18 protein-coding genes, 1 tRNA gene and 1 pseudogene are annotated in these 26,342 nt (G+C 63.5%); 5 read left to right on the plus strand and 15 right to left on the minus strand.

Annotated elements, in window-relative coordinates; translation table 11 throughout:
• Nucleotides 1-22: 22 nt before the first annotated feature.
• Entirely contained in the window at nucleotides 23-1,717 is a 1,695-nt protein-coding gene (locus BLA15945_RS19175) for a M48 family metalloprotease (protein WP_059233300.1), read from the minus strand.
• A 270-nt stretch (nucleotides 1,718-1,987) separates the two neighbouring features.
• On the opposite strand from BLA15945_RS19175, the gene moaC reads away from it, so the two are divergent.
• The gene (gene moaC, locus BLA15945_RS19180; RefSeq protein ID WP_059233299.1) at nucleotides 1,988-2,476 is read left to right on the plus strand and encodes a cyclic pyranopterin monophosphate synthase MoaC; all 489 of its coding nucleotides are present in this window, start codon (nucleotides 1,988-1,990) and stop codon (nucleotides 2,474-2,476) included.
• Between the two features lie 110 nt (nucleotides 2,477-2,586).
• On the opposite strand, the gene BLA15945_RS19185 is transcribed toward moaC, so the two are convergent.
• The 9 genes from BLA15945_RS19185 to recA all read right to left on the minus strand — a co-directional run bounded on the left by BLA15945_RS19185 (nucleotide 2,587) and on the right by recA (nucleotide 11,757).
• Complete coding sequence (locus tag BLA15945_RS19185) at nucleotides 2,587-2,937, minus strand: TonB family protein (protein WP_059233298.1); 351 nt, start codon at nucleotides 2,935-2,937, stop codon at nucleotides 2,587-2,589.
• Nucleotides 2,938-3,392: 455 nt separating this feature from the next.
• Entirely contained in the window at nucleotides 3,393-5,171 is a 1,779-nt protein-coding gene (locus tag BLA15945_RS19190; RefSeq protein WP_059233297.1) for a PglL family O-oligosaccharyltransferase, read from the minus strand.
• A gap of 153 nt (nucleotides 5,172-5,324) precedes the next feature.
• Nucleotides 5,325-5,921 carry a pilin gene (locus BLA15945_RS19195; protein ID WP_059233296.1) on the minus strand — a complete coding sequence of 199 codons (597 nt, stop codon included), beginning with the start codon at nucleotides 5,919-5,921 and terminating at the stop codon, nucleotides 5,325-5,327.
• A 95-nt stretch (nucleotides 5,922-6,016) separates the two neighbouring features.
• Nucleotides 6,017-6,721 (minus strand): TerC family protein, encoded by a 705-nt coding sequence (locus BLA15945_RS19200; RefSeq protein WP_059236632.1) that lies wholly within the window; start codon nucleotides 6,719-6,721, stop codon nucleotides 6,017-6,019.
• 156 nt (nucleotides 6,722-6,877) lie between these two features.
• The gene (gene sucD / locus BLA15945_RS19205; protein WP_006477916.1) at nucleotides 6,878-7,759 is read right to left on the minus strand and encodes a succinate--CoA ligase subunit alpha; all 882 of its coding nucleotides are present in this window, start codon (nucleotides 7,757-7,759) and stop codon (nucleotides 6,878-6,880) included.
• 69 nt (nucleotides 7,760-7,828) lie between these two features.
• Nucleotides 7,829-8,995 (minus strand): ADP-forming succinate--CoA ligase subunit beta, encoded by a 1,167-nt coding sequence (sucC, locus tag BLA15945_RS19210; protein WP_059233295.1) that lies wholly within the window; start codon nucleotides 8,993-8,995, stop codon nucleotides 7,829-7,831.
• A 68-nt stretch (nucleotides 8,996-9,063) separates the two neighbouring features.
• Nucleotides 9,064-9,672, minus strand: coding sequence for a DUF2889 domain-containing protein (locus BLA15945_RS19215; protein WP_059233294.1), 609 nt, complete (start codon nucleotides 9,670-9,672; stop codon nucleotides 9,064-9,066).
• Between the two features lie 145 nt (nucleotides 9,673-9,817).
• Nucleotides 9,818-10,687 (minus strand): recombination regulator RecX, encoded by an 870-nt coding sequence (recX, locus tag BLA15945_RS19220; RefSeq protein WP_174993149.1) that lies wholly within the window; start codon nucleotides 10,685-10,687, stop codon nucleotides 9,818-9,820.
• On the minus strand, nucleotides 10,687-11,757 hold the full coding sequence (gene recA / locus BLA15945_RS19225; protein ID WP_059233292.1) for a recombinase RecA: 1,071 nt from the start codon (nucleotides 11,755-11,757) through the stop codon (nucleotides 10,687-10,689). Before recA ends, recX begins: the two co-directional genes overlap by 1 nt.
• A gap of 185 nt (nucleotides 11,758-11,942) precedes the next feature.
• Between recA and BLA15945_RS19230 the strand changes: the two genes are divergently transcribed.
• The 4 genes from BLA15945_RS19230 (at nucleotide 11,943) to BLA15945_RS19245 (ending at nucleotide 16,360) form a co-directional block, all read left to right on the plus strand.
• Nucleotides 11,943-12,671 (plus strand): response regulator transcription factor, encoded by a 729-nt coding sequence (locus BLA15945_RS19230; protein WP_059233291.1) that lies wholly within the window; start codon nucleotides 11,943-11,945, stop codon nucleotides 12,669-12,671.
• A 17-nt stretch (nucleotides 12,672-12,688) separates the two neighbouring features.
• The gene (locus BLA15945_RS19235; RefSeq protein ID WP_174993150.1) at nucleotides 12,689-14,236 is read left to right on the plus strand and encodes a sensor histidine kinase; all 1,548 of its coding nucleotides are present in this window, start codon (nucleotides 12,689-12,691) and stop codon (nucleotides 14,234-14,236) included.
• A 226-nt stretch (nucleotides 14,237-14,462) separates the two neighbouring features.
• Entirely contained in the window at nucleotides 14,463-16,121 is a 1,659-nt protein-coding gene (locus tag BLA15945_RS19240; RefSeq protein WP_174993151.1) for an MFS transporter, read from the plus strand.
• Nucleotides 16,122-16,283: 162 nt separating this feature from the next.
• Nucleotides 16,284-16,360: transfer RNA gene (locus tag BLA15945_RS19245), tRNA-Met, on the plus strand.
• A 322-nt stretch (nucleotides 16,361-16,682) separates the two neighbouring features.
• On the opposite strand, the pseudogene istA reads toward BLA15945_RS19245, so the two are convergent.
• The 5 genes and pseudogenes from istA to zorA form a co-directional block, all read right to left on the minus strand.
• A pseudogene (istA, locus tag BLA15945_RS19250) lies at nucleotides 16,683-17,519 on the minus strand (IS21 family transposase); the annotation flags it as partial.
• A gap of 338 nt (nucleotides 17,520-17,857) precedes the next feature.
• Nucleotides 17,858-21,619: an SNF2-related protein gene (locus BLA15945_RS19255; protein ID WP_174993152.1), complete on the minus strand. Its 3,762-nt coding sequence runs from the start codon at nucleotides 21,617-21,619 to the stop codon at nucleotides 17,858-17,860.
• Between the two features lie 8 nt (nucleotides 21,620-21,627).
• Nucleotides 21,628-23,316 carry an EH signature domain-containing protein gene (locus BLA15945_RS19260; protein ID WP_174993153.1) on the minus strand — a complete coding sequence of 563 codons (1,689 nt, stop codon included), beginning with the start codon at nucleotides 23,314-23,316 and terminating at the stop codon, nucleotides 21,628-21,630.
• On the minus strand, nucleotides 23,313-24,023 hold the full coding sequence (locus BLA15945_RS19265; protein WP_174993154.1) for an OmpA/MotB family protein: 711 nt from the start codon (nucleotides 24,021-24,023) through the stop codon (nucleotides 23,313-23,315). The genes BLA15945_RS19260 and BLA15945_RS19265 overlap by 4 nt, the downstream gene beginning before the upstream one ends.
• 3 nt (nucleotides 24,024-24,026) lie before the next feature.
• On the minus strand, nucleotides 24,027-26,051 hold the full coding sequence (zorA, locus tag BLA15945_RS19270) for an anti-phage ZorAB system protein ZorA (protein ID WP_174993155.1): 2,025 nt from the start codon (nucleotides 26,049-26,051) through the stop codon (nucleotides 24,027-24,029).
• Between the last annotated feature and the right edge of the window lie 291 nt (nucleotides 26,052-26,342).

Below are 26,342 nucleotides of genomic sequence, written 5' to 3' on the forward strand. Positions count from 1 at the left end.
CGCGTGCGCCGCGCGACGGCCGCTACCCGCGGCCGTTCTTCTCGTCGTCGCGCTCTTCCTTGTAGCGCGCCTCGAATTCCAGCAGCCGCGCGCCGATGATCGACTGGTCGTAGAACGACACGTCCTTCGCGTCGCGCGCTTCCTTCAGTTGCCGGATCGCCGACGGCCACGCGCCGTCAAGCGCGAGTTTCTCCGCGAGCGCACGGCGCCGCGCAAGCACGTCGCCCTTGCCGTCGCTCGACTTCGCGAGGTAATCCCACCAGTCCGGCTGCTCGGGATCGGCCTTCGCCTGCGCGCGGGCAAGCGTCTGCGCTTCGGCGAAGCGGCGCGCGGCAATCAGTGCCTGCAGATGCGCGACGATCGCCGCGTGCGACGCCGGCCAGCGCCGCTGCGCGAGCGCCGAGAGCCTGACTGCGTCGTCGGTCCGGCCCGCGCGGCGCGCCATGTCGGCGGCCAGCACGTCGAGGCTCGGCGAACTCGTTTCCGGATCGTCCTCGCGCCGCTCGCGCGCATCGAACGCGGCGCGGGCCGACGTGAGCGCCTTGCCGGCCGCGTCGTATTCGGCGAGCAGCACGTTCGCGAGCGCGATGCCGTACCAGTTCGCCGCGACGTTCGGCGCCGTGCGATCGTCGATCTCGAGCTGCATCCGGCGCGCCTCGGCCGAGATGTCGGTCGGCGCCCGGTTCTGCAGGATGCGCAGCCGTGCCCGCACGAACCCGTATTCGGCCGACTGGCGCGGCTGCCGGTACGGCGCGCGGCGCGCGCGATCCTCCATGTCGGCGATCCGCTCGCCGGTCAGCGGATGCGTGCGCGCATAGGCCGGGACGCCCGCGTCGCCCATCGACGCGCGGTCGAGCCGCTCGAAGAAGCCCGGCATCCCGTACGGATCGTAGCCCGCCCCCGCGAGCAGCTGGAAGCCGACGCGATCGGCTTCGCGCTCGGCCGAACGCGAGAAGCGCAGCTGGTTGTCGACCGCGTATGCCTGTCCGCCCACCGCAATGGCACTGCCGAGATCGCCGCTGCGCGCGAGCACACCGGCCAGCACGCCGAGCAGCATCGTCGCGAGCGCCGTGTAGCCGGTCTTCTCGCTCGCGCCGATCATCCGCGCGATATGCCGCTGCAGCACGTGGCCCATCTCGTGGCCGACCACCGACGCAAGCTCCGACTCCGTCTGCGTCGTGACGACGAGCCCGCTGTTGATCCCGATGAAGCCGCCCGGCATCGAGAACGCGTTGATCTGCGGATCGCGCACCGGAAACAGGTCGAAATCCGGCGCGTAGCCGCCGATGAAGCGCGCCGCCGCCGCGGCCGCGAGCCGCGCCGCCATCGCGTTCAGGTAGTCGCGCACGAGCCAGTCGTCGAGATAATCGGGATCGCGCCGCACTTCGCGCATCACGCGCTCGCCGAGCCGGCGCTCGGCCCGCGGCGTCAGCGAACCGCCGGAGCCGTCGCCGAGGTCGGGCAGTTCCAGCGCACGCAGCGGCGCGCGCAGGCTCGCGACCGGCGCCGATGCGCCAACGGCGCCCGAGAACCGGCTCTCCGCGCCGCCGTACGTACCGAACACGCCAGTCGCGATGCCGGACGGCACGGTGGAAATCGACGTCGAGCCGCCGGCCGCCGGCTCGAGCGGTGGCGCGGACGCGCTCTGCGCATGGCCGCCCGGCGGCAGCGCGAGCGCCGCCGACAGCGACACGGCAAGCAACTGTTTCACACGCATGGCAGGATGAAAACGACGCCGTCCCGCGCGAGCGGCGCGCATCGCGGCGTTTGGTCTGAATATTCGGGCCATTGTACCGGCGCCGCGGCGACTGTCCCGTGCCGCGCGCGCGTCATCTGCGCCCCCGGGGACGCGAATGCCGCTGCTATGATAGGCGCCCGTTGAGACGCTGGATTGGTTCGTGGCGCCGGTATGGGACTCGGCACCCCGGCCGATCGCGACGCAGGATCGAGGGACGTGCGCGCGCACTCCGCTCCACTAGAGGAAGACATGTCAGGACTTACCCATTTCGATGCCGCCGGCCATGCGCACATGGTCGACGTCGGCGACAAGCAGGAAACCCGTCGCATCGCGATCGCGCGCGGCACGATCCGGATGCTGCCGGCCACGTTCGCATTGATCCGCGACGGCAAGGCCAAGAAAGGCGACGTGCTCGGCGTCGCGCGCATCGCGGCGATCCAGGGCGCCAAGCGCACGGCCGATCTCATTCCGCTGTGCCACCCGCTCGCGCTGACGCGCGTGGCCGTCGAGTTCGAACTCGACGACGCGTTGCCGGGCGTCCACTGCGTCGTGCAGGTCGAGACGTTCGGCCGGACCGGTGTCGAGATGGAAGCGCTGACGGCCGTGCAGGTCGGGTTGCTGACCGTCTACGACATGTGCAAGGCCGTCGATCGCGGGATGGTGATCACCGACGTGAGCGTGCGGGAAAAGCGCGGCGGGAAGTCGGGAGACTGGAAGGCGGAAGACGTCGCAGGATGATCGCGCGCTTCACCGGGAATCATCGGACGTAACGACGCCGCGTTCGAACGACGGACGCCCCGAAAAGCCCATCCATACAACGAATGAATCGCTGACCTGCGCCGCGCGCGTCACTGGCTGCGTTGCGGTTCGAATACGAACGGCTGGGTCAGCAGGAACGGATTCGCGGTCGCGCCCGTCTGCACGCAGCTTGCGTGCGTCATCGCTTCGACGGCCGCACGGTCGGCTGCCGCATTGCGGCTGCTGGTCGTCACGGTGACGTTCTGCGCTTCGCCGGAGGTCGTCATCAGCGCGCGCACAAGCACGGTCGCCGGCCGCGTGAGCGGCTTCGCGGTGTCCGGATAGACGGCGCGCGGAATGTGGCAGGTGAGCTTGCTTTCCTGCGACGACGACAGCATCGCGCAGCCGGAAAACAGCATCGCGACGGCGGGCAGGATCAGGTAGGTCGAGCGAATGGCCATGGTCGAATATCGTTCTTCAGCACTGTTCTGGACGCACGCGCCACGCACCGGAAGCCCTCCCCCGGCCGCATGGCATGTGTCGCACTGCGCCGCGGCCATCGGACCGGCGCCCCGTTACGGCCGCACGGCCGATCAATGTTCGGCCGCGATCCTGCCCGGTGGACTTCCCGGATAGCCAGGAAGCCTTCCCTGTTCGCGCCGGCTACGCCCCCGCGCAGACTGGCACGCGAGCGCTTTCGCGCATTGTGCACGCGCCGCCCGGTCAGCGGCGGCGATTTGACAATGATTGACGCGAATCACCGCCCATTCGACCGGAATCCTTCAATCCGCGAGGTAATCGATACCCGACCGGATTCGCACGGTGCGCGCCGGGCCGCCCTGCCCGGCGTCGGCTTCCCGTTCACCGCGGCGCGACGACCGCCGGCATTCCCCGTTCCGGCGAGCGCCATCGCACATCAATCCGAATCGTCGTCGTCAGAGTCGTCGGCGGCCTCGGCCGGCACTTCCCCGTACTTCGCGACGACAGCCGCCCTGAACGTCTTCAGCGCCGGTTGCTGGTCGCACAGCTTGTACAGCAGCGCCAGTTGCTGCGGCCAGTCCTTCAATTCCTTCGCAAACACATGCAGGCGCGCGACGGTATCGAGCGCATCGGCTTCGCGCCCGGCCAGCGCCTGCAGCACCGCATAGCGGCGCAGCACCGTCTCGCCGGGCAGCAGCGCGATCGCGCGCTCATGCGCGGCGAGCTTGGCCGGCAAATCGTCCGGCGAAATCGTGAGCAGCGTCGCCGCACCGTACTCGCCCCACGCGCCGAACAGCAGCGACGGCGCATCGCGGTACTGCGCGGCCGGATCGCTGCCGTAATAGAGCACTTCCGCGCGCTGGTAGTCGCGCAGCACGGGCACGGCCGCCAGCACGCCGCCGAACGACAGCACCGCGAACAGCCCGAATGCCGCGCGGCCCGGCAGGATGCGCAGCGGCTTCACGTCGAGCAGCCCGATCACGAACATCGCGGGCAGCAGGAAGAACATGTACTGCTGCGGATACTCGACCAGCGCATGCATCAGCAGGATGCCGATCAGCGCGAAGCCGAACACGCGCATGCTCGACTGCGGCGCGCGCACCGCGCGCACGAACCACGTCACGAGCGTGACGACGAGCACACCAAGACCGACGAGACCGGATTTCGCGAGCAGGTCGATGAAGATGTCGTGCGAGTTGTTCGCGATCTCGACGCCGCCGAGCGCGCGCACGAGCGCAAACTGGTGCGACGGGAATTCACCCCAGCCGACCCCGAGCAGCGGATGCTCGCGGAACATCGCGAGCCCGTACTTCCACAACGCGAGGCGCGGCGCGATCTGCCCCGCGTCGCGCATCCGGTCGGCCGCCGACTCGGCGAGATTCAGGTGATAGTGCACGTTGGCCCAGCGCACCGCGACGTTCACCGCGATGAATGCGACCGCGAGCACGACCGGTATCAGCCATGCACGTGCATTGCCCTGCGCGCGACGCGATTCGACCCACGCCATCCAGAAGCCCGCGACGACCATCACCGCAACTTGCAGCCACGGCCCGCGCGACACCGTCAGCGCGAGACCGACCGACAGCACGAGCGACAGCACGAACCACGCCCATACCGCGAGCCGGCGCGTCTGCACCAGGTACAGCGCGCCCGCGAGCGCGAACGCGATATAGCTGGCCAGATGGTTCGCCTGCGCCATGTTGCCGTATGGACGGCGGTCGACCGCGACGTTGTACACCACGACGAACGGCGAGACGGCCGACTCGAGGTGGAACAACTGCACGAACTGGGTGCCGACTGCGAACACACCGCCGACGAGCAGCGCACCGGCCATCATCCGCGACACGGCTTCCGCCATCCCGTCGCGCGCGAGCGCATAGCCGGCCTGCATCGCGACCAGCGCGGCCGCGAGGTAGCCGACCGCCAGCCAGTTCATCGACGGCACCTTGAGCGGGATCAGCACGGTCTGCGCGATCAGCACCGCGGCAAACCCGAGCGGCACGACGAACGCGGCCGGCGCAGCGAACGGCTGGGCCTGGCGGTTGCTGCGGGTAAGCAGCACAACCGACAGCCCCACCAGCAAATACAGCACCAGCGCGGAAAACTCGGAATAGAAGGTCGGGATCGGATACGTGTGATTCGTGATCGCGTACGGCACGATCAGGGCGACAGCCAGCGCAACGAGCGACAACGAACGGGAAAAAGTAGAAGGCATGAGCGAACCGGATGTCAGCAACCGGCGCACTATACAAAACTTTCCCCCCTCTGTGCGGGGCCATCGCGCCACGACCCGGCGCGGGGTGGCGGCCCCCGCCGGCCGAAGCGGCGGCCGGCACCTCGCACGCACCGCCGCCGCCTCCTTCCCGCGCTACGCGCGGCACTCCGCAGGCGCATATTTCGCGGGCAGCGTCGCGGCATCTCCCGGCAACGGCCCGGCTCCCGGCGCCGGCAGCGACGACGCGTCCTTGCCGGCCGCGAAGCACTCCCACGCGATCGCGCCGGCCTGTATCGCCCCCTTTTTAAGCGGCACACGCGCGGTAGGCGCGTCGACCTTGTCGGGCGCGGACGGCACGAGCACCAGCGTATTCGTGCCGGCCGCGGCGACGCGGGTGGTGAACGCGACGGTGATCTGGCCGGTAGCGGCGTCGATCGCAACGGATTCGACGTTGCGGGTCGCGGCAGGCGGGCTGTAGCCGCCGTCGAGGCTCGCACCGCTCGCCGCGTTGTCGGCGACCGCGAGCCGCGCAGACGACGCGAGCGCGAGTCCCTCGCCGACGCGCGAACGCGCGAGGTAATCCTGGTACGCGGGAATCGCATAGGCGGCGACAACGCCGACGATCGCCAGCACGATCATCAATTCGATCAGCGTGAAGCCGGCCAGCCGCCAGCGCGGCACGGGCCGGTTCGCGCGCCGCAGATCGGCGGCAACGCGACGGAACAGGGAAACGGAAAAGGCTTCGAACATGGCAGGCTCCGGAAACGAAAAACGCCTGCCGATCAAGGCAGGCGTTTCGATCGTAGCCAGCGGGCCGCGAAACCGGCAGTCGGCCGGACGGCCAGTCAGTGTGTGCGCGGCGCGCCGTGGCGCTTCTTGAGTGCGAAGCCGATCGCCACGACGAACAGCGCGCCGGCGATGCTCGCACCGTAGAGCACCTGCGGCGTATCGAGCACCGGCCAGCGGTCGCCGACCGGGTCGTTCACGATCAACCCGCCCGCGATCCAGCCGAGCAGCCCGGCGCCGAACGCCACGACGATCGGGAAGCGGTCGAGCAGCTTCAGCACGAGCGTGCTGCCCCACACGATGATCGGCACGCTGACGACGAGCCCGAATATCACGAGCGCGATCCGGTGCGACGGATCGGCCTGTTCGGCCGCGCCGGCGATCGCGATCACGTTGTCGAGGCTCATCACCGCATCGGCGATCACGATCGTCTTCACGGCATCCCACAGCCGGCTGGCTGGCTTGATGTCGTCGTGCGCGTCGCCGGCCGGCGCCATCAGCTTGATGCCGATCCACAATAGCAGCAGCCCGCCGCCGAGCTTCAGGAACGGTACGTCGAGCAGCGCGACCGCGAACGCGATCAGCGCGACACGCAGCAGGATCGCCCCCGCGGTGCCCCAGATGACGCCGCGCAACCGCTGGTTCGCCGGCAGGTTGCGGCAGGCGAGCGCGATCACGACCGCGTTGTCGCCGCCGAGCAGGATATCGATGACGACGATCTGGAGAACGGCGCCCCAATGCAGCGATGTCAGGAATTCGAGCATGGCGGTGAGGACAGGACAGCGGCCGCCTCGCAGGCGGCCCGGTTCATCGCCGGCACATGCGCGATGCATGCCCGGTGCTTACGAATTCATTGCGCGAGCATAACAAAAAACGCCGGCAAAGCCGGCGTTTTCTGCAGGACGAACCCAAGGGAAATATTACAGCGCCTTCTTCAGCAGACGGCCCATTTCCGACGGGTTGCGCGTGACGGTGATGCCGCACGCTTCCATGATTTCCAGCTTCGCTTCGGCCGTATCCGCACCGCCCGAGATCAGCGCGCCGGCGTGGCCCATGCGCTTGCCCGGAGGCGCCGTGACGCCCGCGATGAAGCCGACGACCGGCTTCTTCATGTTGTCCTTGATCCACTCTGCCGCATTGGCTTCGTCCGGACCACCGATTTCGCCGATCATCACGACCGCATCCGTATCCGGATCGTCGTTGAACATCTTCATCACGTCGATGTGCTTCAGACCGTTGATCGGGTCGCCGCCGATACCGACTGCCGACGACTGGCCGAGGCCGAGTGCCGTCAGCTGCGCAACGGCTTCATACGTCAGCGTGCCCGAACGCGACACGACGCCGATGCGGCCCTTGCGGTGGATGTGACCCGGCATGATGCCGATCTTCAGTTCGTCCGGCGTGATCGTGCCCGGGCAGTTCGGCCCGAGCAGCAGCGTCTTGCGGCCTTCGCGACGCATGCGGTCCTTCACTTCGATCATGTCGCGGACGGGGATGCCTTCCGTGATACAGATCGCGAGATCCAGATCGGCTTCGACCGCTTCCCAGATCGCAGCCGCTGCGCCTGCCGGCGGAACGTAGATGACCGACACGGTCGCGCCGGTTTCTGCCTTCGCTTCCTTGACGCTTGCGTAGATCGGAATGCCTTCGAAATCTTCGCCGGCCTTCTTCGGGTTCACGCCCGCGACGAATGCTTCGCGGCCGTTTGCATATTCACGGCAGGCGCGCGTATGGAACTGACCGGTTTTGCCGGTAATGCCCTGCGTGATGACCTTCGTGTCCTTGTTGATCAGAATCGACATGTATTTTGACCTCTGTTCGATTGGCGTCGCGTGCAAACCGCGCCGCCATGCGTGTTCATTAGCGCGCGCTTACTTGCCTGCGGCAGCCGCGACGACCTTCTGCGCAGCTTCTTCCATGCTGTCCGCCGAGATGATCGGCAGGCCCGAATCGGCCAGCATCTTCTTGCCGAGGTCCTCGTTCGTGCCCTTCATGCGCACGACGAGCGGCACGTTCAGGTTCACGGCCTTCGAACCGGCGATCACGCCTTCCGCGATCACGTCGCAGCGCATGATGCCGCCGAAGATGTTCACGAGGATCGCCTTCAGATCCGGGTTCTTCAGCATCAGCTTGAACGCTTCCGTGACCTTCTCGGTCGTCGCGCCACCGCCGACGTCCAGGAAGTTCGCCGGCTCGCCGCCGAACAGCTTGATCGTGTCCATCGTTGCCATCGCGAGGCCTGCGCCGTTCACGAGGCAGCCGATGTTGCCGTCGAGCGAGATGTACGCGAGGTCGAACTTCGACGCTTCGATTTCAGCCGGATCTTCTTCGTCCAGATCGCGGTACGCAACGATTTCCGGATGGCGGAACAGCGCGTTCGAGTCGAAGTTGAACTTCGCGTCGAGTGCGGTGACCTTGCCGTCGCCGGAGACGTTCAGCGGGTTGATTTCAGCCAGCGATGCGTCGGTTTCCCAGAATGCCTTGTACAGGCCTTGCAGGATCGCGCGCGCTTGCGGAATCGAAGCAGCCGGCACGCCGATCTTCGCGGCGAGGTCGTCGGCCTGAGCGTCGAGCAGGCCCGTCGACGGCTCGACGATGACCTTGTGGATCAGTTCCGGGTGCTTTTCGGCGACTTCTTCGATGTCCATGCCGCCTTCGCTCGAACCCATCAGAACGATCTTTTGCGACACGCGATCGACGACGAGGCTGACATACAGTTCCTGCTTGATGTCGGCGCCTTCTTCGATCATCAGACGGTTGACCTTCTGGCCTTCCGGACCGGTCTGGTGCGTGACGAGCTGCATGCCGAGGATCTGGTTCGCGTATTCGCGGACCTGCTCGATCGACTTCGCCACCTTCACGCCGCCGCCCTTGCCACGGCCACCGGCGTGGATCTGAGCCTTCACGACCCATACCGGGCCGCCGAGCTCTTCTGCCACCTTGACGGCTTCTTCAACCGAGAACGCCGGCTTGCCGCGCGGTACCGCGACTCCGAATTTCCGCAGGATTTCCTTACCCTGGTACTCGTGAATCTTCATGCGTGATTCCCTTCAGTCTGAGAGTTGGATGAAAAGTCGCTTAAGACGCTTCTTCGAATGATTTCCGTTCATTCCTTCGTGCTGCCTTCACCGGGCATATCCGGCCGAATCGGGCCATACCAGCGCGGGTAGTACTGCCGCACGACCTCGCCGTCGAACCGCAGCGCACGGCAGCGGCCGAGCTGGAAAGGCGGTTCGGCGTGCGCGCCGTCGTGATCCGGTCCTTCGCCGCCCTCTTCGCGCACGTTCCACACGTCACCGGCGAACGCCTGGATCGCTGCCGTCGGCAGCACGGCGCACAGTTCGGTGAGATGGGAGCAGCCTGCGACGCCGGCGAGCAGCCGGTTCGCGTTGCGGCGGAAATTGCGGAAGAGATTGAGCCCGATGAGGGCCCGATAGGCAGGAGGGGCGGATTGACAGTGACCGGGATAGGGCACCCATTCCGAAGACGCTTCGGCGTCGACGACATTGAGGTCACGATCGATGGTCACGCGCAGCCAGAGTTCGTGGATCGGCAGGCCTTGGGGCCGGATGCCCGACGCAAGCGCGACATCCCGCGGCTTGTGGTCGGTCAGGCAGGCTTCGATGTCCCACAAGCCGTCGCCGCGCTCGTAGGCTTCCGCTCGGATTGCGCGTCGATGTCGCAACTGACGGGGCACGGGCTCGGATAGCGGCATGCTGGAGGTTGAGGCCGAAGAGGAAAACCCACGGATTTTAGCATATTGGGTATTTGAGACAGTTTGACGCGACGGCGGGTATTCCCGCCTGTCCGGAAACGGTTGCATTGCAGCAATATCGCGCGTCACGCGCGCGATCGGCCGCTCAATCGTCGATCGGGAAATCGTCGCCCACTTTCAGCAACTTCACGATGGTCGCGCTCGAGAAGCCGCGCGCGGCGAGAAAGCGTGCCTGCTTCGCACGCTCGGCCAGCGTTTGCGGCAGTGCACCGAATTTCTTGCGCCAGACCGCCTGCGCACGCGCCCATTCGGTCTCGCGCAGCTGCGCGTTTACTTCCTCGACGAGCGTGTCGCCGACTGCATGACGCTTCAGCTCGCTGACGATCCGCGCGACGCCGACACGCGATGCGCGGCGATGCACGAGGCTCTCGGCAAAGCGCGCGTCGGACAGCCAGCCTTCCTTTTCCAGCGCATCGAGCACCGGTTCGACGGATTCGTCTTCGCCGACGTAAGGCGCGAGCTTGCGCGCGAGTTCCGCACGACTGTATTCACGCCTCGACAGATAGCCGAGCGCGCGGCCCTTCAACGAACGTTGCGGTTTTGACGACTTGCGTTCGGTGGCGCCCGGCGTGTCGCCTGATGACGTACTGGAAGAAGCGCCGGACGCACGGCGCGTGCGGCGTGGATGCTGGCTGCTGCGTGTGTAGACGTCTTCCCTTGCCGGCGCCGACGCGTCGGCGGCGCGATCGCCCGGGAAGCGGACACCGGACACGCGACGGCGGGAGCGGTCGTGTGCGTCGAACGATTCGCCGTCGTCGAACGGGTCGTCCGGCGCGGCAATCTCAAACGAAACGAGGGCATCATCGGATGCCCTCGTCGCGGTGCGGTTCGCGGCATGGCTGCCTGCAACCCGCCGGCCGGCGCCCGAGGATCCGGCTCGCCGGCCAGAGCGACCCGCCGCTTCGGGCGCGTCGCTCTCTTCCGGCTCGCCGGCCTGACCTCGGCGCGCAACCATCACTCTTCTTCGTCCATCGCCTCGGCTTCGTGGCTCACGCCATCGGGCATGCTGACGACACCGAGCGATTCGCGGATGCGGTTCTCGATCTCGCGTGCGATTTCCGGATTTTCGCGCAGGAATTCACGCGCGTTGTCCTTGCCCTGGCCGATCTTCTCGCCGTTATAGCTGTACCAGGCGCCCGCCTTGTCGACGATCTTCGCCTGCACGCCGAGATCGATGATCTCGCCCTGGCGCGAAATGCCTTCGCCATACAGGATGTCGAAGATCGCTTCGCGGAACGGCGGCGATACCTTGTTCTTGACGACCTTCACACGGGTTTCGTTGCCGATCACCTCGTCGTTCTTCTTGATCGAGCCGATCCGGCGGATGTCGAGACGCACCGACGAGTAGAACTTCAGCGCGTTGCCGCCCGTCGTGGTTTCCGGGTTGCCGAACATCACGCCGATCTTCATCCGGATCTGGTTGATGAAGATCACGAGGCAGTTCGTGCGCTTGATCGTGCCGGTCAGCTTGCGCAGCGCCTGCGACATCAGGCGGGCCTGCAGACCCGGCAGCGAATCGCCCATCTCGCCTTCGATTTCGGCCTTCGGCACGAGCGCCGCGACCGAGTCGATGACGATCATGTCGATCGAGCCCGAGCGCACCAGCGCGTCGGTGATTTCAAGCGCCTGCTCGCCGGTGTCCGGCTGCGAGATCAGCAGCTCCGGCACGTTCACGCCGAGCTTCGCGGCATATTGAACGTCGAGCGCGTGCTCGGCGTCGATGAACGCTGCGGTGCCGCCCAGCTTCTGCAGTTCGGCGATGACCTGCAGCGTGAGCGTGGTTTTACCCGACGATTCCGGACCGTAGATCTCGACGACCCGGCCACGCGGCAGGCCGCCGACGCCTAGTGCGATATCAAGACCCAGCGAGCCCGTGGAGACGACCTGGATATTCTCGGCCGCCTCGCCGTCGCCCATGCGCATGATCGACCCTTTGCCGAACTGCTTCTCGATCTGCGCGAGTGCGGCCGCCAGCGCCTTGCTCTTCTCGGCGGTCATCCCGGAGCCCTTCTTGCTATCTTCCATGAATCGTCCTTTGCTATGATGAGCAGCGTCTGTTAGAGGCGCGCCCGCTTTCAAGCGCCGCCGAATGCAGACACTGTATAAAAAAACAGTAGTTTATGCAAGCCCGCAATTCAGGGCGTTGTACACGAATAACTCCGGAGACAGCCGCGTCGGCGCGAATGCCCCGCCGGCCATCGGTCAGCAACATGCGAATCCTCATCGCCGAAGATGACAGCATACTCGCGGACGGACTCACCCGGTCACTCCGCCAATCGGGCTATGCGGTCGACCACGTGAAGAGCGGCGTCGATGCCGATACGGCGCTGTCGATGCAGACTTTCGACCTGCTGATCCTCGATCTCGGGCTGCCGAAAATGTCCGGGCTCGACGTGCTCAAGCGCCTGCGCGCGCGCAATTCCAACCTCCCCGTGCTGATCCTGACCGCCGCCGACAGCGTCGACGAACGCGTGAAGGGGCTCGACCTCGGCGCCGACGACTACATGGCCAAGCCATTCGCGCTCAACGAGCTCGAGGCGCGCGTGCGCGCGCTGACCCGGCGCGGTGCGGGCGGCGGCCCGACCGTCGTGCGGCACGGCTCGCTCGCATTCGACCAGGTCGGCCGCATCGCGTATGCGAACGATCACGTGCTCGATCTCTCCGCGCGCGAACTCGGCCTGCTCGAAGTGCTGCTGCAGCGGATCGGCCGGCTCGTGTCGAAGGAGCAGCTCGTCGATCACCTGTGCGAATGGGGCGAGGAAGTCAGCAACAACGCGATCGAAGTCTACGTGCACCGGCTGCGCAAGAAGATCGAGCCGAGCGGTGTGCGGATCTCGACCGTGCGCGGCCTCGGCTATTGCCTCGAGAAGGTCGCGCCTGCCGCGCCGGCCGACGCGACAGCGCCCCAGCCCGCGGTGGCCGGCACGCCGCTGCGCTGACACCGGGCGTCGCCGCGATGGCCACGCCGGCCCACTCCCGCCCCCCGACCGGCGCACCGTCGTCGGCCGCCGACGAAGCGCGCGACGCGCGCTACGAGAACCCGTTCGCGCCGCCCGACGAAACCGAATCGCCCGAGGCACCGCGCCCGCGCTCGCTGTTCGGCGAAATCCTCGACTGGATGCTCGCGCCGCTGCTGCTGCTGTGGCCGATGAGCATCGCCGTCACCTACCTCGTCGCGAAGACGATCGCGAACAGCCCGTTCGACCGCGCGCTCGAAACCAACGCGTACGTGCTCGCCCGGCAGATCCATCCGGTGAACGGCGTCGCCGAGCTGACGCTGCCGGAGCAGACGCGCGACTTCCTGCGCGCGGACAACGTCGACAGCGTTTACTTCCAGGTGCTCGGCACGCGCGGCGAACTGGTCGCGGGCGAAGCCGACATGCCGCTGCCGCGCGACGAGGACCGCCCGCCGCCGGGCGTCGTCGTGTTCCGCGACGACCTGCTGCGCGGCAACGACGTGCGCGTCGCGTATACGACGGTCGCACTGCCGCAATCGGGCGGCACGCAGCCCGTGCTCGTGCAAGTCGGCGAAACGCTCGACAAGCGCAACGCGCTCGCGAACGACATCATCAAGGGCGTGATCCTGCCGCAGTTCGTGATCCTGCCGCTCGCGATCCTGCTCGTGTGGTTCGGGCTGTCGCGCGGGCTCGCGCCGCTCAACGCGCTGCAGGCGCACATCCGCGCGCGGCGGCCCGACGACCTGTCGCCCGTCGAGGCGCAGCGCGCGCCGCCCGAGATCGAGCCGCTCGTCACGTCGTTCAACGACCTGCTCGCGCGTCTCGAACAGAACATGGCGCTGCAGAAGCGCTTCATCGCCGACGCCGCGCACCAGATGAAAACGCCGCTCGCGGGCCTGCGCACGCAGGCCGAGTTCGCGCTGCGCCACCCGGTCCCGCCGGACGTGCAGCGCTCGCTCGAACAGATCGCGACGAGTTCCGAGCAGGCCGCGCGGCTCGTCACGCAATTGCTGGCGCTCGCGCGCGCCGAGAACCGCGCGAGCGGGCTCACGTTCGAACCGGTCGAGATCGCCGCGCTTGCACGGCGCGCGGTGCGCGACTGGGTGCAGGCCGCGCTCGCGAAGCGGATGGATCTCGGCTACGAGGGGCCGCCCGACGACGCACCGCTCGACGTCGACGGCAATCCGGTGATGCTGCGCGAAATGCTCGGCAACCTGATCGACAACGCGATCCGCTACACGCCCGAAGGCGGCCGCATCACCGTGCGCGTGCATGCCGACCCGGCGGCGCGGTTCGTGCATCTCGAAGTCGAGGATACGGGCCCCGGCATCCCGGCCGCCGAACGCGAGCGCGTCGTCGAGCGCTTCTACCGGATCCTCGGCCGCGAAGGCGACGGCAGCGGCCTCGGGCTCGCGATCGTGCGCGAGATCGCCACGCAGCACGGCGGCACGCTGACGCTCGACGATCACGTCTACCAGCGCACGCCGCGCCTTGCCGGCACGCTCGTGCGCGTCAGCCTGCCGCTGACCGGTACGGCCCCGGATTAACCCTGACTCACGCGTCCGCGGCCCGGCGCAATTGTGTCGAAACCGGCAATTTGCCGGACGTTCACCGCATGATCGACACCAGAAGCAGCCGATTCGGCGCGGGTTAACGCGCAGTCGTTTTGTACGCGCGAGTCAGTCCGCCGTAAGTTTCCATGCCAATAATCGTCGACAGGCCCGCCCACCCAAGGCGGCCGCACATCTATATCAAGGGACTTGGAGACGATTCATGGCAACGTTAGGCGGGCAAATTTCGCACTCGCCGATGACGGGCGAAGAGAAGAAGGTGATCTTCGCGTCGTCGCTCGGCACCGTGTTCGAGTGGTACGACTTTTACCTGGCCGGTTCACTCGCGGCCTACATCAGCAAGAGTTTCTTTTCCGGCGTCAATCCGACCGCCGCGTTCATCTTCACGCTGCTCGGTTTTGCCGCCGGCTTCGCGGTGCGGCCGTTCGGCGCGATCGTGTTCGGCCGGCTCGGCGACATGGTCGGCCGCAAGCACACGTTCCTCGTGACGATCGTGATCATGGGCATCTCGACGTTCGTGGTCGGCTTCCTGCCCGGCTACGCGTCGATCGGCATCGCCGCGCCCGTGATCTTCATCGCGATGCGGCTGCTGCAGGGCCTCGCGCTCGGCGGCGAGTACGGCGGTGCGGCAACCTACGTCGCCGAACATGCGCCGGCGAACCGTCGCGGCTTCTATACCGCATGGATCCAGACGACCGCCACGCTCGGCCTGTTCCTGTCGCTGCTCGTGATCCTCGGCGTGCGTACGTTCATCGGCGAGGAAGCATTCGGCAGCTGGGGCTGGCGCGTGCCGTTCGTCGCGTCGATCCTGCTGCTCGCGGTGTCGGTGTGGATCCGGATGCAGCTGAACGAATCGCCGGTGTTCCTGCGCATCAAGGCGGAAGGCAAGACGTCGAAGGCGCCGCTGACCGAAGCGTTCGGCCAGTGGAAGAACCTGAAGATCGTGATCCTCGCGCTCGTCGGCCTGACGGCCGGCCAGGCCGTCGTGTGGTACACGGGCCAGTTCTACGCGCTGTTCTTCCTCACGCAGACGCTGAAGGTCGACGGTGCCAGCGCGAACATCCTGATCGCGATCGCCCTGCTGATCGGCACGCCGTTCTTCCTGTTCTTCGGTTCGCTGTCGGACAAGATCGGCCGCAAGCCGATCATCCTCGCGGGCTGCCTGATCGCGGCGCTGACGTACTTTCCGCTGTTCAAGGCGCTCACGCACTACGCGAACCCGCAGCTCGAGCTCGCGACGCAGAAGGCGCCGATCACGGTCGTCGCCGACCCGGCCACCTGCTCGTTCCAGTTCAACCCGGTGGGCACGTCGAAGTTCACCAGCTCGTGCGACATCGCGAAGAGCGCGCTCTCGAAGGCCGGCCTGAACTACGAGAACGTCGCGGCGCCGGCCGGCACGCAGGCCGAGATCAAGGTCGGCGACACGGTGATCCAGACCTACGACGGCAAGGCGACCGACGCGAAGGCGCAGGGCGCGGCGTTCGACAAGACGCTCGCGTCGACGCTGAAGGGAGCCGGCTACCCGGCGAAGGCTGATCCGGCGCAACTCAACTGGCCAATGACGATCGTGATCCTGACGATCCTCGTGATCTACGTGACGATGGTCTACGGCCCGATCGCGGCGATGCTGGTCGAGATGTTCCCGACACGGATCCGCTACACGTCGATGTCGCTGCCCTATCACATCGGCAACGGCTGGTTCGGCGGCTTCCTGCCGGCGACCGCGTTCGCGATCGTCGCGGCGAAGGGCGACATCTATTCCGGGCTCTGGTATCCGATCGTGATCGCGCTGGCCACGTTCGTGATCGGCCTGCTGTTCGTCAAGGAGACGAAGGACTCGAACATCTACGCGCAGGATTGAGGTTGTACGGGCGGGCGGGAAGCGGTTGCCGGACGGTCGTTCCGGCGGCCGGCAACCCGCCCCGCCGCCAGGTCGCCATGGGCCGGCCGGCAACTTTTTTCACGGAAGATGGAAAAAGCTGTTGACAGCCCGGCGGTATGTCTACATAATTTGATTCTTCACGGCGAATTAGCTCAGTCGGTTAGAGCGACGGAATCATAATCCGCAGGTCCGGGGTTCGAATCCCTGATTCGCCACCAGTTTCAAGAAAAAGCCGCTGCTTCGTGAGAAGCAGCGGCTTTTTTGTTCTGGAATGCCGGTAATGCGCCCGAACAGGCGCATTACGCATCTAAAGCGGCCAACCGTTTTAGATGCGGGCGATTTTCCGAGCGCGGGTGCTACACGCCACTGTTACCTCAACCTGGAGAGCACACCGTGAAACACCCCTACCTGACCACCCGCGCCGATTCGACCCATTACTACTTCCGCCGCAAGGTGCCGCTGCAACTGCGCCCCCCCTGCTCGACCGGACCGAAATCTGGCTGAGCCTGGAAACGCCGTGCCGGACCGAGGCCATCACCCCCATGCCTGACGGCAGCGCTCCGCTAGCCAGATATTAAGAACGTCGAGCGACTCCCAACGCATCCGGATCGCCTCATGCCAGATCTGGCGACGCCGATCCTGAACGTTTTTCTCGACGACTCCTTTCTCCCAGCCAGCGGCACGGTTGCAGAATTCCGGCTCGAACAGGTAGTGATTGCACATCGCATGGAAGCGGGCGTTGATAGCCCATTCCTTGCCGGGACCAACTTTGTCGACCGCAGTTTTCATGTTGTCGTAAATGCCGCGACGAGGCACCCCGCCGAACGCGACGAAGGCGCGGGCGTGTGCATCGAACAACATTTCGTGACTTTGGGTGTGGTACCCGACCAGCCAGAATGCCCGGCTTGCAGCGAGCTTTACATGCGCCACTTCGAGGCGCCGGCGCAACCCACAGATGAAGACGTCTTCACAGCTCCAGTCAAACTGGAACGCGTCCCCATATTCGAATGACATAGGCACGAACGCACCGCGCTGCGGACCCTCATCCCGCTCCTGCTTCCAGCTCCGCACAAATGCGCAGACGCGTTGATAGCTCCCGTCGTAGCCAGCAGCGCGCAATTCCTCATACATCTGCGTTGCTGTGCGTCGATCTCGCTTGGGCCGACGTGAGTCAGCAATCAACCACTGACGCAGTTGTTCCGCTCAAGCGTCGATGACACTCTTGCTTGCACGTTTCGGATACTTTGGCTCGCCAGTGGATGGCTCTCGCAGCCATCGTCGGATCGTGTTTCTGGACAACCCGGTACGTCGAGAAATGTCCCGAAGAGGGACGCCATCGCGGAAGTGCATCCGCCGGATTTTGGCCAACATGCTCACCGTAATCACTCCGGTTCTCCTGCTTGGCGTCCCAAGCAGGCATTCGAACATGTGGGTCAATTTTCGATGAAAAAATTTGCCGCAAACGGGTCAGTTTTGGTCGGCTATCAACACTCACAGTATCGTCAGAGCGGATAATCAATGAAGGCGCCCAGATAGGAGCGCCTTCATTCAACTTAGAGCGACATCCGAACGATTCTGCGACCGTCGCTCAGCTCCTGATGACGAGCTCGTGGAACCGCGCTAGGACAGTAGCGGACTGGCGATATACAACAGGTCAACGTGTAGTTCCCTCAGGCAGGTGGCCGCTTCCGTTAATCAACACGCCTGGACAGAATTCACACTACTGATTCCGTTGTCTGCCATTCGGCGAACAACATCCGCTCCACCTCAAGCATTGTCACGACATGTCGCTCAAGCAGGTCCGCGAGATGCTTTTGGTCCAACAGTTCCACAACGTTTAATGCCGCGTTCTCATGCGCCTGCCGGTTGAAGAACTGATTCGTCACACAGACCTTTTCGAAAGCCACGCCGGGATGTCTACGGCGGTAGAACGCCTCCCCGGCCACAACTTCCTTAACGGCCTCCCATCCCAACCTTGTTCCATCGGTTCCGCTCGTCTTAGCCTGAATAAGCTGTCCTCGGTTACCGTCAATAGCAACAACGTCGACGCCGTTGTCATTTGTTCCAGGCGTGCGGTAGCAGTTGTAGCCACGCTTGCTCCAAAGCGCTCCCACAAGACATTCGAAGTGCTGCCAGCTCATGCGAAGCGCCAAATCGAGAGTGATGCGCTCATCAATATTGGCGCTCTGTGCCTCTGGGACGACATCCGCAATATTGAAGTCCGCCGGCGCCACATCGCCTGCACCATTCAGCATGTCTTCGGCGAGGCCCCGTTTATAGACGAGCAACTGGTCGAGCTTGACGTCGAACGTCGTAAAGTCGGGTGCTTGAACAACGGGGTAGTAGACGTAGACCGGTTTCTTCTGATTGATGCGGTACGCGCGGTCAGTGGCCTGGTCCTCCTTGGCGGGGTTCCAGGTACGCGTGTAATGAATGACATGGTTTGCCGCTTGGATATTGACGCCAAACCCAACAGCAACTGGCGAAAGCACCAAGACACCAAAGCCGGGCGTATCCTGGAATGACTTGATTCTCTTCTGGCGACTGGCAACATGACTCGACGACGCGCTCGTATCACCATTGATGATGTCCGGACGTAACCTGAACTCGGCCTCGATGTAGTGCTGCAATAGACGCTGAATCTCGCGAAATTCACAAAAAACGATAGCCTTCTCGCCTTTGACCTCGATTTCGTGAAGCTGCTTGAGAAGCCAGTCGAGCTTGGGTGACTTCGCGCGATACTCGCCCAAGGGTTCTGGCTTGAACACGCCCAGGCCATAGGGTCGTGGGTCCGTACATAGCAGCCTCAGGTAGTGCAGCAGTCCGAGGTGGTTCTTGAACGGTGTCGTATGGTTCGGTTCGTTGCGCTTCGCAAAACTCTCTACTGCTTTGGCGTACAGATTGCGCTGGACATTCGAAATCGCTAGCTTTCTGCAGTCTTCGACGACAATTTTGGGCGGCAGTCCGGTGTCGACTTCCGTCTTGAGACGCCGGAGAATCTGCGGCGAGATACGTGCCCGCAACTCCTCGACACGCGCCTTTTCCTCGTCGGTCTTGGCTTCAATCGGTTTTCGGTACCGCTGACCGAAATCGTTCAGGGCGCCCAGCAAACCGGGTTGCACATAGTCAAACAGGCACCACATGTCCGCCAGCGTGTTTTCAACTGGTGTTCCAGTACAGGCAATCTTGAACGCAACGTTCTGTTTCTTCGCAGCACGCGTCACCATTGCGGCCGGGTTTTTGATGCGCTGGGCTTCGTCGCACACCATCAATGACCACTTCTGGGCGGCGAAGGAAAATTCCAGGTCTCGCAGCGTTTCATACGTCGTCAGGACCACCTTTGCGTCGCCAACCCAGTCCGGTTTCAAAAACTTGACGAGACCGTCCTCAGCTTGCAGACGCTGGTCAATCTGACCACGTGGCACTCGAAGTCCGGTGAGACTCTCGCCATAGGCAGTCAGGAGCGGGAGCGCACCGGCTTCAAAGAACTTATTCGCCTCCTCTGCCCAGTTTTCGAGCAGTGAGACGGGAGCGACAACCAGCATGGGGTCCATATCCGGCTCCCGCTCTAGCAGCCACGCCATCAGCGCAAGCAGCTGGAACGTCTTGCCCAACCCCATATCGTCTGCGAGGATTGCTCCCCTGACTTGGTAATCGGCCTGCAGACTGAACAAATGCTGCATCCACGCGAGCCCAGCATGCTGGTGCGGCAGAAGCGTGAACTCAGGCCGGATGCTCGTGGGGAGCTTCGGTTGCGCCGGCACGGCCTGCAATGCCTCACGGCGTATCTCCTCATACTCGAGCGCCTGGATATTTGCCCGCAGCACAAGCTGCTTTTTGGGGCTTCGCTCCTCGCGTCGCGAGCGTGGGATATGCTCCGGGTCAAATGGCTTATCGGAATCCAGCGAGGAAAAGACGTTCTCGAACGTCGTAACCATCTCCTTCGCGTCCGATAGCGAAATCGGGTCCTTCAGCCACGAGACATCAAGCTCGGTTGTGCCCTTGGCCTCGGCGGCCTGCATGACCTTCCTGAGCTGTTCAATGGCAGGTTTGCTGGTTGGGACCGCGACCGGCTCGCCTCCATCTTTCGGTTGGTAGACCACGACCGGCAGGACATTGTCAGGAAACCACCCCTCCTGCTCGTTCTTCTTCGCGATGTACGCTGAGTGGTAAGGCTTTTCAACACCAATGGACTCGATGCGAGCTGAATAACCGCTCAGGTCATGTATCTGGGCATAGGAAACAAGTGTCGGCGGAGTCTGACGCTGCATCAGCGCTGCCGTCAGGTCCCTTAAATGCTGCTCGGCATCCCCTTGCACGACCAAGTCATAGCCCTGCCAAGCGAGGAGTTGATAACCAAGCGCGAGCGCCTTTGACAGCGCCTTGATAAAAGCTGATAGTTCGTGGTCGTCGAGCCAATGGCTTTCAGAGGAAGTTGGGCCACTCGCTACCGCTGTTTCGATAAGCAGGCCAACCTGCACCGGATAGCCGGCGCCGTCGCGCTCGAATATCGGCACGAAACGCTCGTAATCAAGACCAGCCTCCTCACGCGCCTGCTCAAACTGCGCCTCTTCGATGACGTCGATAGCATCAGCGCCCAGCGCGGCATAGGGATTCAGCAGGAACGCCTGAGCTCGCGAGCCGGCTACACGCCGCCCGGGCAGTCGCTTGATTTCGCGCAACACGGTCCGCACTTTGGGCGTGACCAGAACCTGAACGATACCCTCCGGGGTGACGATGTCATATCGGTCACGAATCTCACGCGCCCGGTCAAACGTGTCGAGCCAGTCCGGAGGGGCTCCTTCGAAACCCGGCTCAATTTCAACCACGTGGTCATCGGATACGCTGTCCGAGCGCCTTAGCCCGATATGAAGTTTTTCTGGGCTCAGCACCACCGACCGGTAAAGGAAATCATCAAGTCGAGCACCCGCTGCAAGCGCAAGCTTGCGGATTCGCCCCCAGCCCTGGCGATTGGCCACATCGGTACGCTCGTCTTCTCCACGCCGTGAGAACGCAACCACGGTCTTGAACAGCTCCCACTGGGCGGGGCGCATGAGCGCCTCCGTGGGTCCGTCCGCCATGACCGGGCCGGTGAGTGCACCACGAAATTGGCCCCCATCGTCGGCATACCATCCATCCAGTGCAATAGCAAAGTCGCGGTCCGTCAACGAATGACTGCTTCGAAGAACAGGACGGGTCGCAGTGAATGAGGGAAGTTGAAGAATGTCGCGCAATGCCGCGTAGTCCGGCCGCTCAATCGCCGCGTACAGCGAATCCCAATCCAGCAGGAATCCGTCTTCGGTTTGCCCGGCCAGTCCGTCATCGGTCAGTTGAGTGAGATAGCCTTCGACCAGACTCCCATCAACCGCCACGCCGTCCGCTGCCGGATGGCGGGTCAGGACTAGTCCGGCGGGTGACCAGAATCGTCTCCATGACGTGAGGTCACGCTCTTTTGCTTTCTTGAATAGCTTGAACACGGTTCGACCTATCTCCACCACCCCTTGCCCGGCTTGGCGCGGAATCCCCACCGCGTCAGCACCTGATTGACCATTTCGTCGCTACTGGCGCCGCGGACCCAAAGGTTGCCGCCCATAGATGTCTTGTCGTCGACTTCCAGTCCATGTATCGCAGCGAAGCGTCGGAGGGCGACATGCGAGTAGGACTCGGGGTGCGTCTTGTCCCGATTCAACGATGAGTCAGCAGCGCCACGCTTCCCGGAGGACAACGACTGCAGGGGTTGCGAACTTCTATCGGTGCCCCACGGCGCTGAAGCGGACGGGAGAATGCCAAACTCCTTGCGCAACGTCGCCTCAAACATGTCTTCCCATTTTGACCAACCGTGAATACCGTCCTGATGGCTGAGCCAAAGGATGCTCCTTCGTTTCTGCTTCAGCGAATTGTTTCCGCCTACCGATAGCCCCAGTGTGCGGCTCGTATCAAACGGTATCGAACGCCCGGCATCGTAGCCATACAGAGCATTTCCCAGTCCACTGAATTCCACGGCGACGAGATTGCCCATCGTCATGATGAAAGCATTGTTTGCCCCTGGAGCCTCGAGCTCGCAGGTAAGCCCTGCCATTTTCCTGCGCAGTGCGACGAAGTCCTGCTCCCTTGAATTTCGCGCGAACGAACCCAATGCAAACTCGATGTGGTCGATGGCCTTGACGTACCGTTTCCAGAACTCCATCCGACGCGGGTCGCCAAGTCCGTCCTCCGCGAGCTTGGTAAAAAATGTCTCGATGAACTCGAGCTTCAGCCACTCAGCCACCATTGAACGCGCCGCCGGCACAACGCCTCCCCAACGTGTCGCATTCGACGGAAGCCACGGATTCCCCCACCAGGAAACGGCATGGTCACGGAGACCCGGATGCAAGATGGTACCGGGCACCTGCGCATAGCGGTCGAGGACCATAATCATCCCGCGGTCGCGCAGCACTTCATTATTGGCTAGCAGACCGAGCAGTCGCGGCAGGAGATGCTGGAACTCACCGTGACCCAGCTTCGTGGCGCCCTCCACCTGAGCAAGAACCAGTTGTCGCAAAAACCAGGACCCCTTCCCGATTTGAAGCTGCTCGCACAGGTCGTCAATGCATGACGCGTCACCCTGCAGCAGAGCGCTTACGTAGGGCGCACAGGGTGCCTCCCCGAAAAGCTGCCTGTTTTTGGCGGCGGTGTCGACCCACTCCGGACCCGGCCCTCTGTCGCGAATATCGCCGTTGTTGTCGTGAAGGTAGTCCCGCAACACGCCCCAGTTTTTTCGGCCGACGGGAGGCACTTCGGGCGCGTCTGCGTCATAGGTGAAGTAGCTCTTGACCAGTCCCTGATAGCAGCGTCTGTATGCGCTCGTCTTGGATTTGTACCCATCGATGCCGTCCAGAACGCCTTGCAGGCGAGGTCGGTCCTCCAATACACACGGGCCGCGTGGACAATGAGGTATGCAAAGACTCCACGCCAGCAGATAGGCATCCCGAAAGGTGCTTACTTCCTGGCTATCCCAGTAGCGGCGTACGGCGTCAAGCTGATGGTCTTCCGAAGGTGTTCTGCCACCTCCAGACTTCAAGCGCGCCTTCATCTCTACCAGCAGGGCATCAATGCCACCGCCCGATATCGTTGTTTTGGCGCCTTCGCCGAGCGATGGGCGTAGCAGGGACGCCAAATGGTCAAGTGCACTCATCGCAATGCACAGTCGCCGAAATTGCCTATTTGCGCAGCTACCGGCGGGCGCTGCTCACCGACACCAAGAAACTCGATACGCATCTCGACGCGGCGACTCTCTTCGTCCGTGTCTTTGGAGTCATTGAACGAGTACCCGCCGACCAGAAACAGATTGCGCACATTCTCCTTCTGGTCCTCGTTGAGCAGGCTCGCGCCATCAGTTGCGAACATGCTGCATAACACGCGTTCGCTGCGCTGCAGGCTGAGATTCAGATTGCTGAGATACGTGCCAGTCCTGTCCGTGTAGCCTTCGACCACGACCCGCTTCAGGACTCGCTTACCGAGGTCGTCATTCGCCCGTGCCAAGATTTCGGGAACAAACTGGCGCAGTACTTCTTCCTGTTCGGGCGCCAGATTCGACTTCCCGAATGCGAAGCGAGCGCGGTCACCAAAGTCGATAACGTGTCGGTCGCGGTCTACCTTGATACCGTTATACCGCTTCGCGGCGCTTTGAAAGCGGTCCAGAATAAGCTCAATGTCTTTGCGGTGCTGCTCCTCGCGCTTTTCCTTCTCGGTCACATCCTTGGTCACTGCAAGCAACGCTACGCCCATGACGACGAGAAAGAGCACCATCAGTGCGGTCATCAGGTCGGCGAATGATATCCAGAACGGCTTTTCTGCCTCATCGCGACCGCCGCGCTTGACGACTATCCGGGCTCCGAACATCGCTTACTTCCTCACCGGTACGAGTGTCCCCATTGACGCGAGCGTCAACTCGAGCTCGCCCACTGCAGACGAAAGTAGCCCGACTGCCGACGTGAGTTTCGTGTGGAATTCAGTATTTGCCTTGTCGAGCGTGCGCCTGACCTCCGTGGCGAAGGAAGTATGTGCCTCCCCGAGCACCCGGCTGACGCCAGCAAGGTACTCGTCGGCCTGCACTTGTGCCGCTCCAAGACGGGTTGCGGAGCTCTCAATACGACTGAGAATATCGCCGGTCAGCGTCGCTTCCTTGCGAGCGGCGTCGACCGTTGCGCGTAGTTCGGTAACCAGCTGACCAATAGCGTCCCGGTGAGCACGGTAATCTCTCAACAGCTCCTGTATTGCCCCCGCCCCACTCGTCAAACTGCCCGACGTCTCGGCCAGCTTTGTTGACACGCTGGCTGCCTGCCCCATCACGCCCGAAACGCGCTCGCCTGCCGCCGCAAAGTTGCGCGATGCCGTACCCAGCACCTCGGCGCCTGCGTTCATCCGGTCCACCGAGGATGTCGTGGCTTGCGTCAGGGCGGCGACACTCTGAGCCATCTGGGTAGTCGCGGCTCCGAGCTCCCTGACAACAGAATCAACCGACTCGGACATCGTTGCGACCGCACCCGTGGCTCGTTCCGCCATGGCACTCTCACGCGCCCGGTTATTCTCAAATACTTCCTTCTGCGCCCCGCTGAGCGTCGCCAGCATCTGGGTGACCTGCGTGCCGAGTGTTTCCAGCGTCGTCTGCAGCTTCTGGCTTGTCTCCGACTGGGAAGTCGCAACGAGCTCGCGAATCTGCTCGACAAATGCGGCGGACTGGGCGTTTATCGCTTCCTGCCGAGATTCCATCTTCTCAATGGCCTCAGCCATCCGCTGTGCCATCGTGTCAGTCGAACGTTGACTCGAAGCCTCGATGTTTGCGACCAACGTGTGCAACGTGCCCACAGCCTCCTGGATGCTCCTGGCAGTCTGCTGATTGAGTTCGTTGAGACCGGAAATCTGGCCGCCAAACAGGTCATTCAGCCGCTGGCTGAAGCTCGCCATCACATCCTGCAGCATGCGCACCGCGCTCTCACTCTGGTCACCACTGGCGCTTTTCACGGTGGCGGCGATTTCTTCGAGCGGTCCCTTGAGACCCTGCTGGATGCTTTCGGCAATCGCGTTACCCAAAGCGACGTTGTTCTGGCGAGCCGCTTCAGCAGCCAGCGTTTGTTGCTCTCTGCCGGCGGCTATCTGCGCACCCGTTAATTCGCGCAGCAGTTCACCCAGCTCACTGACGAGCGCATCCTTCAGGATTTTCGATTGACTGGCCGACTCCTCCGACGCTTTGACCAATCGCGACAGGTATTCTTCGCCGGCCCCAGCTTCGAAGCACGCGTCAATCGCATGCGCAATTTCCTCTGTCCGCCGGTAGAGCGCGGCCAGCAGAAGCTTCTCGAGAAACGTCATTATCATCGCAGCGGCAATCGCGGAGGCCGACACAAGAAACGCCTCCCCCACGGAATGCATCAGCGACTCAAGACTGTTGCGTACGGTGGCAGCGTTCTCGCTCACCTGAAATGCATCCAGACCTTCAATCAGTCCACTGAAGGTACCGATAATACCGATGCCGGTGAAAATACCCGGAACATGCTTAAAAAACTCCGTGCGCAGGCGGCTGTCGACCACGACCTGGCCGTTGAAATACAGCTCAGCGGGCACGGTGGCGCGAACCGCGCGCACAACCATCTGCCCATCCCGCTCCTCCCGCTGAACGTGCAGCGACTCTTCGTATTCGCTCCAGAGATGAGCAAGGCGACGGTCGCTCTTGAACACGGCCTTGAACTGGGCGGGGTAATTTTGGGGGGCGAATTGAGATATCCGATTCTGGATATCTCTCAGCCGGAACCAGTGTTTCAGGGCAGGCAGGAGAAATGCAGCAACGACGGCGATGACGAGCGCGGCCAGCGCGACGCTGGTAACGAGCACCGGTGCAGGCACGGCGGCCAGGTACGACTGGGTGTTCAACTTCGGTCTCCCCTCGGCGAGGACTTAACTTTTTCTTCCGTGCCTTCCGACCGGCTATAGACGATGTAAGCCAGGCGACAGACGCGCGTTGTCAATGCGCGGTGCGAAGGTCTGACAGGGTTGCGCAGTCGCCACGACGACAGGCCGCGTCAGCACGTTTTACCGCGACACAGGATATTACGGCATATTTGCCCGAGAAATTGAGGGAACACCTGACGATTGGTACATGGACAGGTCCCTACACGATTGCAGTGCTTTGGCGCGTTGGGGCGCACGGCACAAAAATAAGGG

Origin of the sequence: Burkholderia arboris (assembly GCF_902499125.1) — a bacterium.
Classification (GTDB): domain Bacteria; phylum Pseudomonadota; class Gammaproteobacteria; order Burkholderiales; family Burkholderiaceae; genus Burkholderia; species Burkholderia arboris.

Coding starts and splice junctions, on each gene's coding strand:
- BLA15945_RS19200 (WP_059236632.1), bottom strand. CDS start 6,721: ATGCTCGAATTCCTGACATCGCTGCATTGGGGCGCCGTTCTCCAGATC.
- BLA15945_RS19175 (WP_059233300.1), bottom strand. CDS start 1,717: ATGCGTGTGAAACAGTTGCTTGCCGTGTCGCTGTCGGCGGCGCTCGCG.
- recX (WP_174993149.1), bottom strand. CDS start 10,687: ATGGTTGCGCGCCGAGGTCAGGCCGGCGAGCCGGAAGAGAGCGACGCG.
- BLA15945_RS19265 (WP_174993154.1), bottom strand. CDS start 24,023: ATGTTCGGAGCCCGGATAGTCGTCAAGCGCGGCGGTCGCGATGAGGCA.
- sucD (WP_006477916.1), bottom strand. CDS start 7,759: ATGTCGATTCTGATCAACAAGGACACGAAGGTCATCACGCAGGGCATT.
- BLA15945_RS19190 (WP_059233297.1), bottom strand. CDS start 5,171: ATGCCTTCTACTTTTTCCCGTTCGTTGTCGCTCGTTGCGCTGGCTGTC.
- BLA15945_RS19185 (WP_059233298.1), bottom strand. CDS start 2,937: ATGGCCATTCGCTCGACCTACCTGATCCTGCCCGCCGTCGCGATGCTG.
- recA (WP_059233292.1), bottom strand. CDS start 11,757: ATGGAAGATAGCAAGAAGGGCTCCGGGATGACCGCCGAGAAGAGCAAG.
- BLA15945_RS19260 (WP_174993153.1), bottom strand. CDS start 23,316: ATGAGTGCACTTGACCATTTGGCGTCCCTGCTACGCCCATCGCTCGGC.
- BLA15945_RS19240 (WP_174993151.1), top strand. CDS start 14,463: ATGGCAACGTTAGGCGGGCAAATTTCGCACTCGCCGATGACGGGCGAA.
- BLA15945_RS19195 (WP_059233296.1), bottom strand. CDS start 5,921: ATGTTCGAAGCCTTTTCCGTTTCCCTGTTCCGTCGCGTTGCCGCCGAT.
- BLA15945_RS19230 (WP_059233291.1), top strand. CDS start 11,943: ATGCGAATCCTCATCGCCGAAGATGACAGCATACTCGCGGACGGACTC.
- moaC (WP_059233299.1), top strand. CDS start 1,988: ATGTCAGGACTTACCCATTTCGATGCCGCCGGCCATGCGCACATGGTC.
- BLA15945_RS19235 (WP_174993150.1), top strand. CDS start 12,689: ATGGCCACGCCGGCCCACTCCCGCCCCCCGACCGGCGCACCGTCGTCG.
- sucC (WP_059233295.1), bottom strand. CDS start 8,995: ATGAAGATTCACGAGTACCAGGGTAAGGAAATCCTGCGGAAATTCGGA.
- BLA15945_RS19215 (WP_059233294.1), bottom strand. CDS start 9,672: ATGCCGCTATCCGAGCCCGTGCCCCGTCAGTTGCGACATCGACGCGCA.